Genomic DNA, 18,159 nt, shown 5'->3' on the forward strand with positions numbered 1-18,159 from the left:
TAAAAACTATTTATAGCTTTTTAGACTATAAATAGTTTTATTTAAATTTTTTTAAAATTATTTATTTGAATTATTTGTTTAAAAAGAAATTTATAGCGCGAACTATTTGGTCATTAATATATTGAGTTGTAAGAAATTTCATAACTTCGTCTCTTACTTGACTGCTTACTGATGTTTTTATTTGAGCAAATAATACTGTTATAAATTCTCTGTTTATTTCATCAGGTAATATAGTTGTATAATAGTTTGTTGGCAAATTATCATCACTTTTATATGATGGATCGAATGTCTCTGATCCTTTCCATTCTTCAACACCAAATTCATCTTGGAAAATATAATTAATGTAAGTTTGTGCTGCTATTTTAACTGGATGCGATGGTAGATCTTGGCTATCTTCTATTATATTATATTGCATTAAAGATAAAATTTTTTCCTTTTTATCTATAGCTGAAGATACAACTTGGTCAAAATATTGACCTTTATCATAAGCTTTTATAGACATTTTAGAATTGTTAATAGTGAAAATGGTTAATAGACATGTTAAACTCACTGAGAAGAATAAAATACTATTTTTTATTAATTTCAACAAAAAAATAGTCCCCCTTTTGTTAAATGTTTATTCTTCAGTATTATTTTATCTATGGACGATTTCATTCTAACATTTTTTGTTTTTAAAGTAAAGTAAATTATTATCTTGTGGTTTGGGATTGTATAAAATGTTTTCCTAGAGGACTAATGATGATTTTATCATAATTATGTACAACATAATTATATTTAAAAGCTTTTTTTATACATTGTTTGAAAATTTTATTATTCCATTTTAAATCTTTTTGTATAATTATTAATTGTTGTTTAAATGGTTGATTTTGATGATTTTCCAAATGAATTAATAAATTTAACATTAAAAAATTTTTTTTCTGTTGATGATTTTTTATAATTGTTGTTATTATACCTTTTCTTTGTTCAAAAATTAAAACTAATAAAAAATGTATTAAAGTAATAATGGCTATTAAACTAGCTATAGGAATATCCCATAATATACCTAAAAAATATCCTAAATTAGTATTTATCAAACTTATCCATAAAGATAATAAAAATCCCGACCACAAAGTTGATGTTAAAAGAATAGCAGTCATAGCTGGTCCTATCATACAAGCTATTACCATAATAGAACCAACGATATCGAAGCAAACAACTACTGTTAAAGAAACTAAAGTCATCAATAAGTAATTAATAATTATTGTCGAAAAACCTAGTAATGAACATAAGCATGGATCAAAAATGAAAATTTTAATTTCTTTAAAAAATAAAAAAATAAACACTAGGTTAATAATTAAAATTGGTAGGATTTTATATATTTGTTTTAGGTTAATTAATTCTACATTACCTAAAAATACTGCGTCTGTATCTATGTGTACATTACGTGTGTAGTTGCTAATTATAATAATAGCTATTGAAAATAAAAATGTTAAAATTATGCTAATAGCTCCGTCTGATGAAATTTGAGCATGTTTTTTTAGTATTTCTATTAAAATAACAGTAATTAATCCAATTAAAATAGCTCCTACCATTAACCATGGTGAATCTAAATTGCCAGTTATTAAAAAAGCTATTACTATACCTAATAATACAGTATGGCTAATAGCATCTACTGTCATAGTCATTTTTTTTAATACTAAAAAAATACCTAAACTAGCTAAAGCTAATGAAGTTATAGTTAAAATTAAAAATACATCCCATTCAAATTTGTTGGCGATTTGATTTAAATATTTTATCATCATATTTTAAATTTCCTTATTAATTAATTTTTGAATTATTTTTTCGCCTTTGGAAGTAATCATAATTTTTTTATTTATACAAATAAGATATTTTTGTTGGAATAAAAATTTTTCTAAATTAATTTTTTTATTACATGTATTTTTTAAATAAATATTAATTAATGATTTGAATTTTTGTAGATTTTTTAGATATTTTTTGTGTCGGAGGTATTTAGTTATTAAACTTTTTTTTGGTGATAATAAAAATGTAGCTATGATTAAAATATCGGTAATTATTATAATAATAGGTCCTGTAGGTATATTTGGTATTTGGTAACTAACAAAAATACCTATTAAGCTAACGATAGCAGTGATTATAGCTGATAAGATGGCGTTAATATGAAGCTTATTACTGAATTGTAAAGAAATTATTCCGGGTAAAGTTACAAATGAGCTAGTTAAAATAACCCCCATTAATTTCAAACTAATTATAATAATGCTAATTAATAATATATTTAGAATAAAATTAATTAATTTAATATTAAAACCAATACTACGAGTAAATATAGAATCGAAAATAAATATTTTGAATTCTTTCCATAAAAAAATAATAATAACGCTAGTGATAATAGTCATTATAGTTATATAAACAACATTATTATAAGAAATAAGAGCTATTTGCCCTAATATAAATTTTTCTAAAACGGCAATTTTATTGCTAGAAGATATTTTTTGAGCTAGAGCTATTAAAATATTACCTAATCCAAATAAAGAAGATAAAATTAGCGATAAAATCGCGTCTATTGGCAAAATGGAATATTTTTTAATTAATTCTATTAATCCTATAGCTACGATTGAAGATATAATAGCGCCTATCCATAAAACCCATTCATTTGTTTTTTGAGTTAATAAATACATTACTACAATACCAGGTAAAATAGTGTGCGCAATAGTATCACCCAACAAACATTGTTTGCGTAAAATCATAATAATTCCTATGATTCCTGAAGCGCAACCTAATAAAGCAGCTCCTGTAAAGAGTTTAATATTGGTATAGTTCCAAAATTCTGTAATATTCATAATATTTCGTTTATTTTCCGTCCTTTTGGAGTATTTTGAAAAGTTCGATTAATATTATCAGATGTAAAACATTTTATAGTTTTACCGCTAGCTATTTTGTATAAATTAAGTAAAACAATATGATCAAAATATTCTTTAACTGTATTTAAATCATGATGTATTAAAATAATTGTTTTTCCTTCTTTTTGTAATGTTTTCAAAATGGAAATTATTTTTTTTTCTGTTTGTAAATCAATACCTTGTAAAGGTTCATCTAATAGATAAATTTCTCCTTGTTGCGCTAAAGATCTTGCTAAAAAAATTCTTTGTTGTTGCCCTCCGGATAATTCTGAAATTTGACGCTCTTTAAAATCTAACATATCTACTTGTTTTAATGCTTGAATAGCGATTTTTTGATCTTTTTCAGTTGGCCTTTTAAACCATCCTAGATGTCCATATCTTCCCATTAAAACTATATCTAAAACTGTTGTTGGGAAATTCCAGTAAGCTTCATTTCTTTGCGGTACATAAACTATTTTTTTTTGTATATTTTTATAAGGTTGTCCGAAAAATAAAATTTCTCCTGAAATTTTTGGAATAAGTTCTATTAAAGTTTTAATTAAAGTTGATTTGCCAGCTCCGTTAGGACCTAGTATAGCGGTAAAAGAACCTTTTATAATTTCTAAATCTATATCCCAAAGAACAGGTTTTTGGTATTGATAAGAAACAGTTAAATCTTTTATTTGAATAGCTATTTCTTGTGTTTTCATTTTATTTTAACTCCTGACTAATAATATCAATATTATGTAAAAAAGTACCTATATAACTAGACATTTTAAAATACTGATTTGTGTCTGGTAATTGTTTATAATTTGGATCTTCTTCGGTACCTAATGAATCTGAATATAATTCTTGGTCACTAATTTTTATTTTAAAATTGGGTTTATAATTGTTTACCGCTTCTATTAAACTATCAAGATAATTATGTGGAACTGATGATTCTATAAAAATAGCTTTTACTTGGTATTTTGTTATAATTTTAGCTATTTTTTCGATATCACGAGGAGAGGTTTCGGTTTGTGTTGATATTCCTTGTATAGAATATAATCCTTTAAATTGATTTTCTTTAGCTAAATAAGAGAAGGCATCGTGAGCTGTAATTAGTATAATTTCTCTATTTTCGAAAATTTTTTTAGTATATTGTTTTAAATAATTTAATTGTTCTTGGTATAAATTAAAATTATTTTCTAGTGATTCGAGATCTTGTGATTTAGATAATTTCGATTGCAATTGTTCTTTTAGATTTTTTAAAACTTGTTGCCATAAATCGATACTAAACCAAATATGAGGATCTTTTTGACCTGTTTTTTCGTCTATAATTAATTGATCATTTTTAATAGCTTGAGAAGCGGACCATATATTAGAATTAGGAGCTATTAAAGAAAATGAGTCTGTCATTTTAGATTCTAAATGTAATCCGTTAGTTACAATTAAATTAGCTTTTTTTATAGCTATTCTATCGGATTGTTTCATTTTATAATTATGAGGATCAACTCCAGGACCCATTAAAACATAATTTTTAATATTATTAATTTTTTGATATTTTTTATTTTTTGGATTTTCCTTTTTATCAACATTTCCTATTAAATGATTAACTAAATCATTTAGTAAATTAGTTGTAGAAGTAATAATTATTTTTTCATCTATATTATTGCGGGGATATACCGACATTGCATAAAAAATAATATAAATATTTATTATAGTGAAAAAAAGCATAAATATAAACCAATTACGATTTTTATTGGGTAAAAAATTTATCATTCTTAATCTAAGTCTAAATTTAATTTTTTTAAATTTAATACACCTTTCTAAATACTATATTTATAGGTAAATTTTATATTTATTATAAATTGCAAAATATTTTTAAGATTAATTATATTTTTTTTGAATTTTGAAAATAATATTTTATTTTTTTGGTTTACTTTTAAATTAAAATTACAAAAATATATTCATTGATATTAATTTTTTAAATTTCCAAAAATTTTATTTTTTTAATAAAAATTAAAAAAATTTTTTTAATTTTTGTGAGATGTAAATAATATTTATGATATCCGATATAACTTGTATAGTTAAATAAATTAACGATTATCACTATAACAATATTTAGCTTAATTTTAACACATATTTATTTTAATGTCAAACCGAATAATATATTAATTTTATATTTTATATTTAAGTTATTAAATTGATTTTCATTTGAGAATTTTATCATATATTTTAATATTTATTTAAATAAAAATATTCAACAGATTATATTTTATGTATTTATAAATTATAATTAGTTTTTTTATTTTTAAAAATTTTTGGTTTTTTATAAGGTATTTTTAGGATTATCAAATTATAAATATGGTATAATTTAGTTGTTCTCGAATTTATAAATTTTTATGAAATTATTTCAAAAAAATTTCTTTTTAGTTTATAAAATTATTATTTTTTAAACAATAAAAACGAATAAAATTATTATTTATATGATTATTTTTATAAAAAAGAAATTATTTTTGAAAATATTATTTAATAAAATTTATATTAACTATTATATTTAAATATCTCATCTGTGCAATAATGCTTAAAAAAAGCAATAATTATTTTTATTTTTAATTTTTAAATAAAATATATTGTAGAGAGATAAGAGGTTAAAAATGATTTTAAAATCTAAAAAAATAAATCATTTATCTGGTTTTATATTGTTTTTATTAATTATTTTTTTGTTTTTTACTTTAATATCCATTATTACTTTTGCGTTTAAATTATATAATAGTAGACAATCATTAAATAATTATTCCAATGAATCATATTTATCCAAATATATTGATAAACCTAAAAAAAATATTGAAAATACTAATATACCAACTAGTTTATTTAGAAAAATTAATGGAATTGATATTGAATTTAAATTTTTAGGTTATTTAGATGGTGTAGATGAAAAAGGTAATATTAATATTATTTATGAAGGTTCTGATGCAAATTTAAGACTAAAATGTTATATTAATTTTAAAACTAAACAACATTTAGAAGAAAGTGTGTATCAGCGTTTACCTGGAGACGAGTGGCATGCAGTAACAATGGATTATTTCCCTCCTGTTAACAAAAATATTTAATTAAATTAAAAATAACTAATTCGTTTTTTATATAAAAGTGGTTTTTATATAATTTAGGCTATTTAATATTTAATAAATAGCTTTTTTTTATGAATAAAAAATATAATTAATGTTATAAATGATACACAAATTATAATTTATTACTTTGAAATTAATAAATTATTTTTATTTTTGTAAGAGGTTTTTTTGAAATGAATGAAGTCATTAATATTTTTTTTCTTTTTGATTAATTAAAAAAAATTGTTTTAATAAAAATAAAAATTTTAGTTATTATATGATATAATTTCTAGTCAATGTTGCAATATATTGTTATATTAGCGAAATTTTAACTATAAGATATTTTTTTGATTTTAAATTATTAACTAATTTATATTAATTAAAAATTAACGTTTTACTAATTAAATTGCAAAATTAAAATTTTTTTGATATTTGAATCAAAAAATGTTATAATTTGCACAGTTGTATTATCATTATTTAATATTTGATAAATTTTTATATAATTAAATTTTATATTTTTTTCAAACTAAAAGAGTTAAATATTTTATAAAATCTAAGACTTTATTTATAATTAATTTATTTTTATTGCTGTCTTTAAACTGATTTTTAGTATTTATTAGTACTTTAGTATTTGATTATTATATATAAATAAAACATTAAATAGAAAGGGTTTTGATATTTGTATCAATATTATGAAAAAAAATTTTGTTTTAACTAATATTATTAATGTTTCTAAATCTCAAAAAGAAAATAATTATTTTACAAATGATTATGCTAATAAAACGGGCGTCATAATTAAAACTTTATTTTTGCTTTTAATTAGTTTGTTTTCTGGTATATTTAGTTTTCGTTTAATATTTAATTTATCAATTTTTTTTAATCCTTTAAAAATTGCTTTTTTCTGTATCTCTTGTTCAACTGCTTTATGTATTGGATTGCTTATTTATAGTTGCTTTGCTCAATATAATAGTTTACGTACAGTTTCTATTGCATATGCTCTATTTGAAGGTATTTTGCTTGGTAGTGCATTTGTTGTAATGGATGTAAACAATTTTATTTTATTGCCTGTTTTTATGTTTGCTTTAATATGTGTTTGTTTTATTTTTGTACTTATGAATGTCTTATATTCTTTTAATATTATAAAAGTTAATTCTAGATTGTTAACATTTTTCATTATATTGACTGTATTTGTATTTTCTACATGGACTATAAATATTTTCATGGACAATACTGTGTTATCGACTCTAGTTATTTTTGGAACTATTGTATTGGCTTCTTTAAATTTAGTTCAAAATTTTCAGGAAGTAGAATATTTAACTCGTTTGAAATTGGATAAAAAATACGAGTGGCCTTTAGCTTTTTCTTTTCATATAATTTTTATTTCTTTATTTACGGATTTTCTTCTTTTATTATTAGAATATACTAGAGTTAGAGACAAAAGAATTTAAATTATTCCGGTTTATTAGTTTTTATAAATCGGGATATCATCATTTTTTATATAATTTAATATAAATAGAAAAAGGAGGTAAATATTAAATGGCAAAATGTTATTTAACAGGTAAAGCTATTTTATGCGGTAATAAACGTAGTCATGCTATGAATGCCACTAAAAGGAAATGGAAGGCTAACTTACAGAAAGTTCGCATTATCAACGATAAAGGGCAAATTCAAAAAGTTTTTGTTTCTGCGCGTGCTTTGAAAAAAATGAATTTTCAAAGAGTATAATGGTTTTTATATTAAGGATTTTTTATCTTTAATAAATTAACAATGTTCAATATAAAACGTTTTATTTATTTTTATTATATTTTTAATTTAATTATCAATTAAAAAATTTTTAAAACTATATTATATTATTTTGGATATTTAATTTTGAGTTTATAACTTTAATCAAATTTATTATATGATAAATAAGTTTTAAATAATAAAAACTTTAAACTAAATTTAATAGACAATATGTATATATAATTATATAAAACAGCATATAAAATAATTAAAATTTTTTATTTTTTAAGAATAAAAATTATTATTTTAGGCTGTTTTTTGTAATTTTTATTAAAATAATAATTTTATTTATTAATAATAATTAATATTTATTTATAATTCGATATGAATCATTTATTATTAAAATAATTTAATAACATTTATATGCGTATGCTAAATAACTGTTTCGGATAAAGAAATTAATAATAATTTTTTTTAATTTTTTTTGAATAAATAATATTAATATATTATTTAATAAATGTGTCAAAAATAAAAAAAATTTAATAATTATGAGATTAATCGATATATTTTTGAATAATAACAAAAAATCAAAAAATATTTCATAATAATAGTTAATAATATTTGAAAATATTTAAATAGAATATTTATTTAAATATTTTTTAATTTATATTAAAAAATTTTTTTTAATTATTCGATTTATATCTGTGTTTTATTGTTAAATCATATAGAACAATTGGTTGATTGATTGTGACCAAGGACTTATTATTATTAATATTATAAAGATAGATAAAAATAGAATAGAATCAAAACGATCTAATAAACCTCCATGCTCTGGAATGAAGTTGCTAAAATCTTTAATGTTTAAATTTCTTTTAAATTTAGAAACTATAAGGTCCCCTATTTGGGAAATTATACTACTTATAATGGTTAATATTGAGAAAACTATAAAATACGATATTTTATTCATAACATTAAAAAAGGTATTAATAATTATAAGAGTGAATAATATTCCGCACAAAAATCCTTCTTTAGTTTTATTGGGACTGATATGATAACACAATGGCGTTTTACCCCAAAAAACTCCTCCTAAAAATGCAAAACTATCGCTTGAAATAGTAATAATAAATAAATATAAGATTATTTTTGGGTTAATTAGCATTAAACTAAATATAGAAATGCTTCCTAATAAAATGTATATAAAAATAGCTATATTTTTAAATAATTCATTATATAAAAGATAATTATTTTTATGTATAAAAAAAAATATATAACAAAAAATTATGTATAAAGATATATTGAACATTATAAAATTGTTTATATTAGATATAAGATAATATAATCCTTTTATTATTATTAAATAATTTAATGTATAACTTAATTGAATTGTTTTAAATTTTTTTTTATATATAAAATAAATATATAAAAAACAAATGATCATTAAAAATATAAATAATATTATTGAATTATTGGGAATGTTGTTTAAATTTAGATTATTTAAGAAAAAAATTTTTTTAATATAATTATGCAAGATAGGACGATTTTGTATTTTAATAATTTGTTGATGGTACAGATGTTTTAAAATTATTTTTATTAAATAAAATCCATAAACAATATTCAAGATAAAAAAAAATAATAAATTAAGTATATTTTTGGTATTGCTAAATTTTATTATTTGGTTTGAGATTTTGATTTTTTTAATGACTTCACGAAAAGATAAATAAATAAACGTTATAAGGAATAAAATACCATTATAAATTAATAAATCTGTTTTTTGATTTTTATCTATATATATTAAAATACTTAACCATACAATAGTTATTATTAGTATTGTTATTCCTACATATATTTTTTTTTGTATTTTTTTTATATTCATACTCATATTTATTTTATAAAATATTTGTTAATATTTTAATAATTCTTTATTTTTTTGATTGGTTAATTCATCTATTAATTTAATAAATTTATCGTGAATTGTTTGTATTTGTTTGATTATTGTTGTTTCCCAGTCTTGATTAAGTTTTATTTTTTTAATTTTTTCGTTAGTTTGTCTTCTGATATTTCGGATACCAATTTTAGCTTCTTCTGCGTTTCGTTTAATTTTAGATGTTAACTGAATACGTTGTTCTTCGGAAGGTTTTGGGAAAATCAATTTTATAATATTATTTTCAACTTTAGGATTTATTCCTATGTTTAATTTTAAAATAGATGTTTTAATATTTGTGATTAAATTGGGATCAAAAGGTTTAATATGTAATTGATTACCTTCGGCTACATAAATAGAACTAAAATGTCTTAAAGGTTGTGTTTGGTTATAATATTCTATATAGACTTTATCTAATATTTGTGGATTAGCGGTTCCGGTTCTTATATATTTGAATTTTTCATTCATAACTTTAATTTGAGAGTTCATTTTCTCGTTTATTTCTTTTAGTAAAATTTCTATTTGTTGATTATAATCTTGCATTTTAATTCTCCTTAGAAGTGATTAAAGTTCCTATTTTTTCTTCTAAAATTACTTTTTTAATATTACCCTTTTCATTCATATCAAAAACTATAATATCTATTCTATTTTCCCAACATAAAGAAACAGCTGTTATATCCATAACATTTAGCCTTTTAGATATAATCTCTTTATGTTCTATTTTTTCTAAAAAAATTGCTTTTTGATTATGTTTAGGATCGGATGTATAAACTCCTTTAACATTATTTTTAGCCATTAATATTATATTAATACCTAATTCAGCGGCTCTTAAAGCGGCTGCAGTATCTGTAGAAAAAAAAGGTACCCCAATACCCCCGCTTAAAATGATAACACGTTTTTTATCTAAATGATGATCGGCTCTTTTTTTGATATAAGGCTCAGCTACTGCAAGTACTTGAAATGATGTCATTACACGAGTTTCAATATTTAAATTTTCTAAAGCATCTTGTAAAGCTAAAGCGTTTACAATAGTACCCAACATCCCCATATAATCTGATTGATCTCTTTTCATTCCTAGAGTTTGTCCAGTGATTCCTCGCCAAATATTACCTGCACCAATAATGATAACAATTTGTACACCTAATTCTTTAATTTCTTTAATTTCTTTAGCAATTTCTTTTACTTTTTGTGGATCAATAGTTACTTTTTCTCCTTTTAACGCTTCTCCACTTAATTTTAAAAGAATTTTGCTTAACATTATAGCTCTCCATTTTAATAAAAATTATATATTTTTATAAATTGATAAATTGTTAAATATATTTTGTTTAAAATTTTAATTTTATGATCTTTTAATTAATAAAATAAAATATTTTAAGTATTTTATTAATAATTATTTCATTAAAATAGATTTTTTTTAATTATTTAAAGCGAAACGGTAAAAAACAATAATATTTGTATTATTTTTTTGTAAATATTCTTGAACTTTGATTTTAGAGTTATTGTACATTTCTTGTTGTAATAAAATTTCTTTTGATTTTGGATTTGATTCTGTAATATGAATAGGCAAATGTTTTTCGACATTTTTACAAGGTTTCGTTAAATGTATTAAAGTTGAAATTTTACCGTTTTGATGTTTATAGTAACCAAAACTTTCTTCAGTTTTTTTGTAAACAATTTGTATACGTTTCAATCTGATTTGTTCTTGAAAAATAGTCATTTTTTGACTTATTATTTGTTTTACTGTTTTTCCTTGAAAATTATAATTTAAAAAATCATTTAATTTTCGAATACTATCGGGAACTTGTAATAAAATTTTTTCTATTGTTGTAATTAATTCTATAAATTGTATATTTTGCGCTGCAAAATCTGTTTTTATATTGAGTTCAAAGATTACAGCTTTGTTTTTGTTGCAAGCTACATGGGTTGCGCCTTCTGTCAATGGTTCATCAAATATTTCTGGATATTCTATATATTTTTCTTTATTTAATAATTCAATAGCTTCTTCTATATTGCCTTGAGTTTTTGTCAAAGCCTTTGCACAGTCGCATATACTAAAATTAGTAATTTCTCTTAATTTTTTAATTTTTTCTATCATTTCGGGTTTCATATTTATTTAACAAACTCTTTTATTTTATTTATTTTTTATATATAATAATTTTTAAAAATTTTAAAAAAATTATTTTTATTATTTTTTTTAATATATTAAACTTAAATTTTGTTTTTTTAAAAAATATTATTTTAATTAGATATAAAATTATTTTGTTGGATTAGGAATGATTTTATCCGATTCATTTGTCTTGTTGGTTAATTTTATGCCTTCTAAAGCAGCGTTTGCTAAAATAGAAGTTATTAATTTAACTCCTTTAATAGCATCATTATTAGCGGGAATCACATAATCTACTAAATCTGGATCACAATTACTATCTATAATTCCAAAAATAGTAATATTTAATTTTCTCGCTTCTGCAATAGCTATAGCATCTTTTTGTGTATCTATTATAATAATAGCCTGAGGTAGTTTATTCATACTTTTAATACCACCCAAGATTTTTTCTAATTTATTTCTTTTTTTAGTTAATTTAGCTATTTCTTTTTTAGTTAAATAATCCCATAATCCTTCTTCTTCTTCTTTATAAAGATTTAATAAATAACTAATTCTTTGGGTGATAGTGCTAAAATTTGTAAAAATACCACCTAACCAACGTTGATTGACATAATATTGTTGCGATCTTTGAGCTTCTGTTTTTATGATATCTTGTATTTGTTTTTTAGTACCCAGAAAAAGAATTTTTCCACCTGAAGCAACTATTTCTACAATTTTTTTATAAGCAATTTCAATATGTTCTACAGTTTTTTTTAAATTTATAATATGAATTTTATTTCTTACTGTAGGAATGCCATCATTTTTTAAACAAAAAAGATATTTTTTAGCTTTATAATGTGTTTTTTTTGCTGAATGTCCAAAATGTATACCAGCTTCTAATAATTGTTTAATATTTGTTACATTGCCCATATTTATTTTATTTTAAGTTACTCCTTTTTTTATCTTGGAATTTTTTTATTTTTATTAAAATTTCATAATTAAAAAGGGTATTATTATATTTTTTTGATTTTTACCCTAATTTCCAATCGTATTTTTTTATTAACCTTAACATTTTAACATATTTTATATATTTTGACAATTATATTTAGTAAAAATTATTGAGTACTACCGAAGCCATTTTTTCGAATTTGGTTTTCATTATTATCATTTTTAGTAAGTAAAAAATTTTGTAATATTCCTTGAGCAATTCTTTCGTTTTTATGAATAGTAATTATTTGATTAGAAAAATTGTATAATGGGATTAAAATATGTCCTTCATTTTCGATGTTATTATAATAGTCACTATCTATTACTCCTACATTATTAGTCAACATTAATTTTTTTTTAATAAATAAAGAAGATCTGGCATAAATGAGTAAAACTTGGTTCGAAGGTAAAAATACTTTTAAGCCTGTGGGTATTATTGCTATTTGTTGTGGTGGAATATTTATTTCTATAGCAGCTGCTAGATCATATCCTGCACTATATTGAGTTTGTCTTTGAGGTAATTGAATATTATTTTTTTTATAATAACTTACGACTTCAAAAAAACTTTTATTTGACATGTTATATTTTTTCTCTTTCTTTTTGGAATTAATGAATTTTTTATTTTTTTAATTTATTTCTATTATGATAATGGATAAATTTTTTTTGTAAATCGGTATCAGAAATATAAGTGTAAATTTGAGTTGTTTTTAAATGGTTATGTCCTAATAGTTCTTGTACTATTCTTAAATCTGCTCCATTATTTAATAAAATTGTAGCGAAAGCATGACGAAACATATGCGGAGATATTTTAATTTTATATTTATTATTTAGACATATTTTATTAATAATAAAACTTATACCTCTAGTAGTTATTTTATGTCCATGTTGATTTGTAATTAAAAATAATATTTCTTTATTATGGGTTAATTTAGGTCTTATATTAATTATGTAATTTTTTAACATATTTGAAAGTTTTTGATGTAAAGGAATATATCTATCTTTAGAACCCTTACCATTAATTAAAATTTGGTTAGCAGAAAGGTTTATGTTATTGATAGTTAAGTCAGCTAGTTCTTGAGCTCTTAAACCGCAGCTGTAAAGTAAATCTATTATTAAATAATTTCGGTAATTTATTATATTATTGTCTATTTTTATAGAATCTAATAATTTTTGTATATTATTGGGTTCAATAATTTTAGGTATTTTATGGTTTATTTTAATATTTGGCAATGATTTGAATATATTAGTTTTGATATTGTGTTGATCTTTTAAAAAATTATAAAAAGTTCTTAAAGTAGAAATTTTTCTTTTAATAGTTATATTTTTATTTTTTTTTGAAGTTAAATGTACTAAAAATAGACGAGATAAAATAGGATTTTTTAATTCATGAATATTGAAATCTATTTTTTTTTGATTACAAAATAATACAAACTCTTTTAAGTCAGAAGTATAATTAATTATTGTTAATTTAGAGTAATTGCGTTCAATTTTTAAAAATGTTTGAAAATCTTTGATTAACTTTAAATTCATTAAACTTACTCGCTTTTAAATTTTTTTAATAATTTGTTTAACTTTTTTAGATTAATTTTTTAAATGATTTTGATAATAAAACATCGGAATAACTAAAAAATTTTAATTTTAAACAATTCATTAGTAATAAAAGTTATATTCATGTTTCTAATTTATCATCTAAATAAAATAGTTATTCTATAGTTATTCTAAAACCATTATTAATAATTTTAATATTATTTTTAAAGTTTTTTACATATAAATATATATTAATCAATATTTTTTCTAATATATAATAAAGTGGATATCTTATAATTTTTAGACAAAAAAATATATTTATTGTAATATATTACTGTTAATATTTATAATTTTGAATGCGAAATATTATTTATATTTTTGGGAAAATAAAAATTTTAAATTTTTAACTTTATTATTAAAATTTATGATTTTGGGATCAAAGTTATTATATTATTGATGAAAAAAAGCGGTTTAATTATAAAAATTCATAGTTATTTTTTTTATTTTTGAAAAAATATAATCAAAAATTTAATTTGTAATTCGAATGTGTTTTGAAGTTTAAATCCAATAATACAAATAATTATTTTTTTAATTTACATTATAAGTTTTAAAAAAATAATAAAATTTATTGAATTTATCTTTAAATTCTTTTATAAAAAAATAATTGTTTTTTGTAAATTAAAAAAATCTGATTTTTTATTTTTTCATCATGTTTAGAAAAAAAGGATTTTAGAATAATGTCAATATCAGAACAAACTATAGATGGTCTTCTTTTTAAAGAAATGGTTATTAATGGCACTATTAATTTAAAAAAAAATTGTCAAAAAATAAATAATTTGAATGTTTTTCCTGTTCCTGACGGTGATACAGGCACTAATATGTATATGACTATGGCTGAAGGTATTCGTCATATTTATTATTTGAATGAAAATTCTATTACCGAAGTTTCTCGTGTTTTGGCTAATGCTTTAATTATGAGTTCTAAAGGCAATTCAGGCGTTATTTTATCTCAATTTTTTAGTGGATTATCTAATAAATTAATTCAATTAAAGAAAAGTTTTGTTAATATAGAAGAATTTATTCAATCTTTAATTAGCGGTTATCAACAAGCTTATGATTCTATATTTTCTCCTGTAGAAGGTACTATTTTAACTGTTTTACGAGATTCTCTGGAAGCTATTAATGATCAGAAATTTTTTAATAATATTGAAGAATTATTAAAGCAAATCATTAAATATGCTAAAAAATCTTTAGAAAAAACTCCTGAGCTATTACCTATTTTAAAAGAATCCAATGTTGTAGATAGCGGAGCAGCTGGATTAATATATTTTTTTGAAGGTATGTTGTTGTGTTGTCAAGGCTCGAAACTTTCTTTAAAAGAATTTGATAAAGATTTTTTGCTTTCTAAAGAAATTTTAGAAGATTTTGATCATTATAAGGCGACAGAAATATCTGATATAAGTAGTTCTAAAATTCCTTATTGTTATTGTACCGAGTTTGTAGTTCAGTTATATCAGTCTAATGAATTAAGTTTATCTAAGTTACGTAAACAATTTATTAAATTCGGTAATTCTTTAATAGTTATATTAAATGAAAAATTATTGAAAATACATATTCATACTAACAAACCTGGTTTAGTTTTGACTAATTTATTAAAATATGGTTTTTTGATTAAATCTAAAATTGATAATATTAAGGAACAAAATAAAATTTTTCTTCAAGAACAAAATTTTTCTTATGATAATTCAATTTTAAAAAAAAATTATGTTCTAATAGCAACTACTCCAAATGCAACTATTAACGAAATATTTCGAAAAGATTTTAAAGTGGATTATCTTATTATCATTGAACAACGAGAAATTATTTGGGACTTTTTTTGGACCAATTTTAATAAAATTTTAAATAAATTAGAAATTAGTGATGTTATTTTATTCCCGAATAATCCAGAAATATTAGCTAATAGTGATTTGATCAAAAATTTTAATAACTTCAATATTAGTATTATGAATACTAGTAATATAGCTCAAGGTTATAATGCTCTTGTTGCTTTTGATGAAACGTTATCTTATTCTGAAAATATCTCCCATATGAATGATAACATTAAAAATAATCTAGTAGGCAAAATTTTATTTAATCCAAATGTTAATTTATTGGAAAATTTCTCTTCAGATTTTGAAGCTTTTTTAGATTCTACTTTTTTTAAAAAAAATAATAATTTAGAAATTTTAATTATTGAATTATTACAAAAAATGATTACAAAAACAACTCAATTAATTACTATTTTTTATGATCAACAATTGGAGAAACATGATTCTTTGATAGGTTTGGAAAAATTTTTATTTAATAATTATAATGATTTAGAAATTAATAAAATCAAAAACAATGATAATATGCATTATTATTTGATTTTAGTTGAGAATTAATTTATTAAAAAAAATATCTTTGCTTAAAAAAGATATTTTAATGCGGATATGGCGGAATGGTAGACGCGCATGTTTGAGGGGCATGTGAGAAATTTTCTCTTGTGAGTTCGAATCTCATTATCCGTACCATTTAATTTTTTTAATTTTTTTAAAAAATTTTATTTAAAATTTTATATATATTTTAGTTTTTTAATTTATTTAATATGATAAACTACGTTATATTATAATTTTTGAAAAATTATAAAAATTAAATATTTAACTTTCATTAACTTAACTTAATTTACATAATTTTTAATTATTATGTCATTGAGTTAGTTTTTTTAAAAGTGGTTTTTTAAATAACCACTTTTTTAATTTTAAAATCATAAAAAAAATGATAATCTGAATTATATTTCTATGGGAAGAGGTAATTTATTTGCAAAATAAAAATTTTTTAAAACATATTGAACAAATAGCACAAGAATATGAAATAACTTTCGATCAAGTAGTTAATGCTTTAGAGAAAGCTTTAATATCTGGTTGTAAAAAAACTTTTAAACTAAAAAAATGTCGAGTTTGTTTTGAACCGAATTATGATAAAATGAATTTGTATAAACAATATATAGTTGTCGATGAAAAATGTGATTTTTCTGTTAATAAAGAACAAGATTGTATTTCTTTAAAAAAAGCTAAAGAAATTAATCCTTCTGTTGAGGTAGGTGAAATTTTAGAAATTGAAGTGGATCCTAAAAAAGATTTTAATTTTTATGGTAGTCGGGATTTTAAAAATAAATTTAATGAAGAATTATTAAAATTTCAAAGAGAAAATATTTTTAATTTTTTTAAAAAATATGAAAATAAATTAATGATTGCTGAAGTAATTGAAGAAAAATTAAAATTTTTTGTTTTAGAATTAGAAAAAAAATTTAAGACTTTTATATTTAAAAAAGATTTAATGTCTAATGATAATTTTTATATCGGTGAAAAGATTTTTGTTTTAATTACAGGGGTTCACAATACTACGCCTAAACATCTTCAAATTTCAGTTAGTCGTGTTAATAATCAATTTATTATCGAATTATTTAAATATTTTATTCCGGAAATTAAAGATGGTATTGTTCAAATTATGGCTATTGCTCGTATTCCTTCTAGTCGAGTTAAACTTGGATTATTATCTAATAGTAAACAAGTAGATCCTATTGGCGCTTGTATTGGTGCGCAAGGCCATAGAATTAAAAATATTTTAAATATTTTAAGAGGTGAAAAAATAGATTTATTTAAATGGAGCTTAGATGCGGAAAAATTGATAATTAATGCTTTAAAACCGGCTCAAGTAGATCAAATAAATTTAGATTTTGATAACAAAAATGCTTTGGTTTTTGTAGCAGCTGATCAAGTCGCTTTAGCTATTGGTAAATTAGGGCAAAATCTTAGATTAGCTATTCAGGTTACTAAATGGCAAATAGAAATTAAAACTAATGAAGAACGTTAGTCTTTTTATTTTTTGATAAAATTTTTTGTTAATTCCGATTTTATTGAGATTTGA

At 20.8% G+C, this 18,159-nt stretch carries 17 protein-coding genes and 1 tRNA gene; 6 read left to right on the plus strand and 12 right to left on the minus strand.

Annotated elements, in window-relative coordinates; all coding sequences use genetic code 11:
• Window positions 1–70: 70 nt before the first annotated feature.
• The 5 genes from NQK76_RS00465 to NQK76_RS00485 all read right to left on the minus strand — a co-directional run bounded on the left by NQK76_RS00465 (window position 71) and on the right by NQK76_RS00485 (window position 4,592).
• Complete coding sequence (locus NQK76_RS00465; RefSeq protein WP_255872599.1) at window positions 71–586, minus strand: hypothetical protein; 516 nt, start codon at window positions 584–586, stop codon at window positions 71–73.
• 103 nt (window positions 587–689) lie between these two features.
• Window positions 690–1,781, minus strand: a complete 1,092-nt coding sequence (locus tag NQK76_RS00470) for a metal ABC transporter permease (protein ID WP_004995253.1) — start codon at window positions 1,779–1,781, stop codon at window positions 690–692.
• Window positions 1,782–1,784: 3 nt separating this feature from the next.
• Window positions 1,785–2,837, minus strand: a complete 1,053-nt coding sequence (locus NQK76_RS00475) for a metal ABC transporter permease (protein ID WP_255872600.1) — start codon at window positions 2,835–2,837, stop codon at window positions 1,785–1,787.
• Window positions 2,834–3,586 (minus strand): metal ABC transporter ATP-binding protein, encoded by a 753-nt coding sequence (locus tag NQK76_RS00480; protein WP_255872601.1) that lies wholly within the window; start codon window positions 3,584–3,586, stop codon window positions 2,834–2,836. The genes NQK76_RS00475 and NQK76_RS00480 overlap by 4 nt, the downstream gene beginning before the upstream one ends.
• Window position 3,587: 1 nt before the next feature.
• A complete protein-coding gene (locus tag NQK76_RS00485; protein WP_255872602.1) occupies window positions 3,588–4,592 on the minus strand; it encodes a metal ABC transporter solute-binding protein, Zn/Mn family in 1,005 nt (334 codons plus the stop codon).
• A gap of 923 nt (window positions 4,593–5,515) precedes the next feature.
• Between NQK76_RS00485 and NQK76_RS00490 the strand changes: the two genes are divergently transcribed.
• The 3 genes from NQK76_RS00490 (at window position 5,516) to rpmB (ending at window position 7,696) form a co-directional block, all read left to right on the plus strand.
• Window positions 5,516–5,974, plus strand: coding sequence for a hypothetical protein (locus tag NQK76_RS00490; protein WP_054598462.1), 459 nt, complete (start codon window positions 5,516–5,518; stop codon window positions 5,972–5,974).
• A 689-nt stretch (window positions 5,975–6,663) separates the two neighbouring features.
• Window positions 6,664–7,419 (plus strand): Bax inhibitor-1/YccA family membrane protein, encoded by a 756-nt coding sequence (locus tag NQK76_RS00495; RefSeq protein WP_255872603.1) that lies wholly within the window; start codon window positions 6,664–6,666, stop codon window positions 7,417–7,419.
• Window positions 7,420–7,507: 88 nt separating this feature from the next.
• Window positions 7,508–7,696 (plus strand): 50S ribosomal protein L28, encoded by a 189-nt coding sequence (gene rpmB, locus NQK76_RS00500; protein ID WP_004995261.1) that lies wholly within the window; start codon window positions 7,508–7,510, stop codon window positions 7,694–7,696.
• A gap of 712 nt (window positions 7,697–8,408) precedes the next feature.
• Here the strand turns inward: rpmB and NQK76_RS00505 are convergent.
• The 7 genes from NQK76_RS00505 to NQK76_RS00535 form a co-directional block, all read right to left on the minus strand.
• Window positions 8,409–9,566 (minus strand): phosphatidate cytidylyltransferase, encoded by a 1,158-nt coding sequence (locus NQK76_RS00505; protein ID WP_255872604.1) that lies wholly within the window; start codon window positions 9,564–9,566, stop codon window positions 8,409–8,411.
• A gap of 27 nt (window positions 9,567–9,593) precedes the next feature.
• Window positions 9,594–10,157 carry a ribosome-recycling factor gene (locus NQK76_RS00510; protein WP_255872605.1) on the minus strand — a complete coding sequence of 188 codons (564 nt, stop codon included), beginning with the start codon at window positions 10,155–10,157 and terminating at the stop codon, window positions 9,594–9,596.
• Window position 10,158: 1 nt separating this feature from the next.
• The gene (pyrH, locus tag NQK76_RS00515; RefSeq protein ID WP_255872606.1) at window positions 10,159–10,872 is read right to left on the minus strand and encodes a UMP kinase; all 714 of its coding nucleotides are present in this window, start codon (window positions 10,870–10,872) and stop codon (window positions 10,159–10,161) included.
• 156 nt (window positions 10,873–11,028) lie between these two features.
• Window positions 11,029–11,721, minus strand: coding sequence for a translation elongation factor Ts (gene tsf / locus NQK76_RS00520; RefSeq protein ID WP_004995269.1), 693 nt, complete (start codon window positions 11,719–11,721; stop codon window positions 11,029–11,031).
• Between the two features lie 147 nt (window positions 11,722–11,868).
• A complete protein-coding gene (rpsB, locus tag NQK76_RS00525) occupies window positions 11,869–12,627 on the minus strand; it encodes a 30S ribosomal protein S2 (protein ID WP_004995270.1) in 759 nt (252 codons plus the stop codon).
• A gap of 185 nt (window positions 12,628–12,812) precedes the next feature.
• Window positions 12,813–13,262: a dUTP diphosphatase gene (locus NQK76_RS00530; RefSeq protein WP_193622148.1), complete on the minus strand. Its 450-nt coding sequence runs from the start codon at window positions 13,260–13,262 to the stop codon at window positions 12,813–12,815.
• A 40-nt stretch (window positions 13,263–13,302) separates the two neighbouring features.
• On the minus strand, window positions 13,303–14,214 hold the full coding sequence (locus NQK76_RS00535) for a tyrosine-type recombinase/integrase (RefSeq protein ID WP_255872607.1): 912 nt from the start codon (window positions 14,212–14,214) through the stop codon (window positions 13,303–13,305).
• Window positions 14,215–14,948: 734 nt separating this feature from the next.
• Between NQK76_RS00535 and fakA the strand changes: the two genes are divergently transcribed.
• The 3 genes from fakA to nusA all read left to right on the plus strand — a co-directional run bounded on the left by fakA (window position 14,949) and on the right by nusA (window position 18,105).
• Complete coding sequence (fakA, locus tag NQK76_RS00540; RefSeq protein ID WP_193622158.1) at window positions 14,949–16,634, plus strand: fatty acid kinase ATP-binding subunit FakA; 1,686 nt, start codon at window positions 14,949–14,951, stop codon at window positions 16,632–16,634.
• Between the two features lie 42 nt (window positions 16,635–16,676).
• A tRNA-Leu gene (locus NQK76_RS00545) sits at window positions 16,677–16,763 on the plus strand.
• Window positions 16,764–17,049: 286 nt separating this feature from the next.
• Window positions 17,050–18,105: a transcription termination factor NusA gene (gene nusA / locus NQK76_RS00550; protein WP_255872608.1), complete on the plus strand. Its 1,056-nt coding sequence runs from the start codon at window positions 17,050–17,052 to the stop codon at window positions 18,103–18,105.
• The last annotated feature ends 54 nt before the right edge of the window (window positions 18,106–18,159 follow it).

The sequence above is a fragment of the Candidatus Phytoplasma australasiaticum subsp. ipomoeae genome (assembly GCF_024425275.1).
Lineage (GTDB): Bacteria > Bacillota_I > Bacilli_A > Acholeplasmatales > Acholeplasmataceae > Phytoplasma > Phytoplasma australasiaticum.

Coding starts and splice junctions, on each gene's coding strand:
- NQK76_RS00480 (WP_255872601.1), bottom strand. CDS start 3,586: ATGAAAACACAAGAAATAGCTATTCAAATAAAAGATTTAACTGTTTCT.
- pyrH (WP_255872606.1), bottom strand. CDS start 10,872: ATGTTAAGCAAAATTCTTTTAAAATTAAGTGGAGAAGCGTTAAAAGGA.
- NQK76_RS00505 (WP_255872604.1), bottom strand. CDS start 9,566: ATGAATATAAAAAAAATACAAAAAAAAATATATGTAGGAATAACAATA.
- NQK76_RS00530 (WP_193622148.1), bottom strand. CDS start 13,262: ATGTCAAATAAAAGTTTTTTTGAAGTCGTAAGTTATTATAAAAAAAAT.
- rpmB (WP_004995261.1), top strand. CDS start 7,508: ATGGCAAAATGTTATTTAACAGGTAAAGCTATTTTATGCGGTAATAAA.
- NQK76_RS00510 (WP_255872605.1), bottom strand. CDS start 10,157: ATGCAAGATTATAATCAACAAATAGAAATTTTACTAAAAGAAATAAAC.
- NQK76_RS00485 (WP_255872602.1), bottom strand. CDS start 4,592: ATGCTTTTTTTCACTATAATAAATATTTATATTATTTTTTATGCAATG.
- NQK76_RS00470 (WP_004995253.1), bottom strand. CDS start 1,781: ATGATGATAAAATATTTAAATCAAATCGCCAACAAATTTGAATGGGAT.
- tsf (WP_004995269.1), bottom strand. CDS start 11,721: ATGAAACCCGAAATGATAGAAAAAATTAAAAAATTAAGAGAAATTACT.
- NQK76_RS00475 (WP_255872600.1), bottom strand. CDS start 2,837: ATGAATATTACAGAATTTTGGAACTATACCAATATTAAACTCTTTACA.
- rpsB (WP_004995270.1), bottom strand. CDS start 12,627: ATGGGCAATGTAACAAATATTAAACAATTATTAGAAGCTGGTATACAT.
- NQK76_RS00535 (WP_255872607.1), bottom strand. CDS start 14,214: ATGAATTTAAAGTTAATCAAAGATTTTCAAACATTTTTAAAAATTGAA.
- NQK76_RS00495 (WP_255872603.1), top strand. CDS start 6,664: ATGAAAAAAAATTTTGTTTTAACTAATATTATTAATGTTTCTAAATCT.
- fakA (WP_193622158.1), top strand. CDS start 14,949: ATGTCAATATCAGAACAAACTATAGATGGTCTTCTTTTTAAAGAAATG.
- NQK76_RS00490 (WP_054598462.1), top strand. CDS start 5,516: ATGATTTTAAAATCTAAAAAAATAAATCATTTATCTGGTTTTATATTG.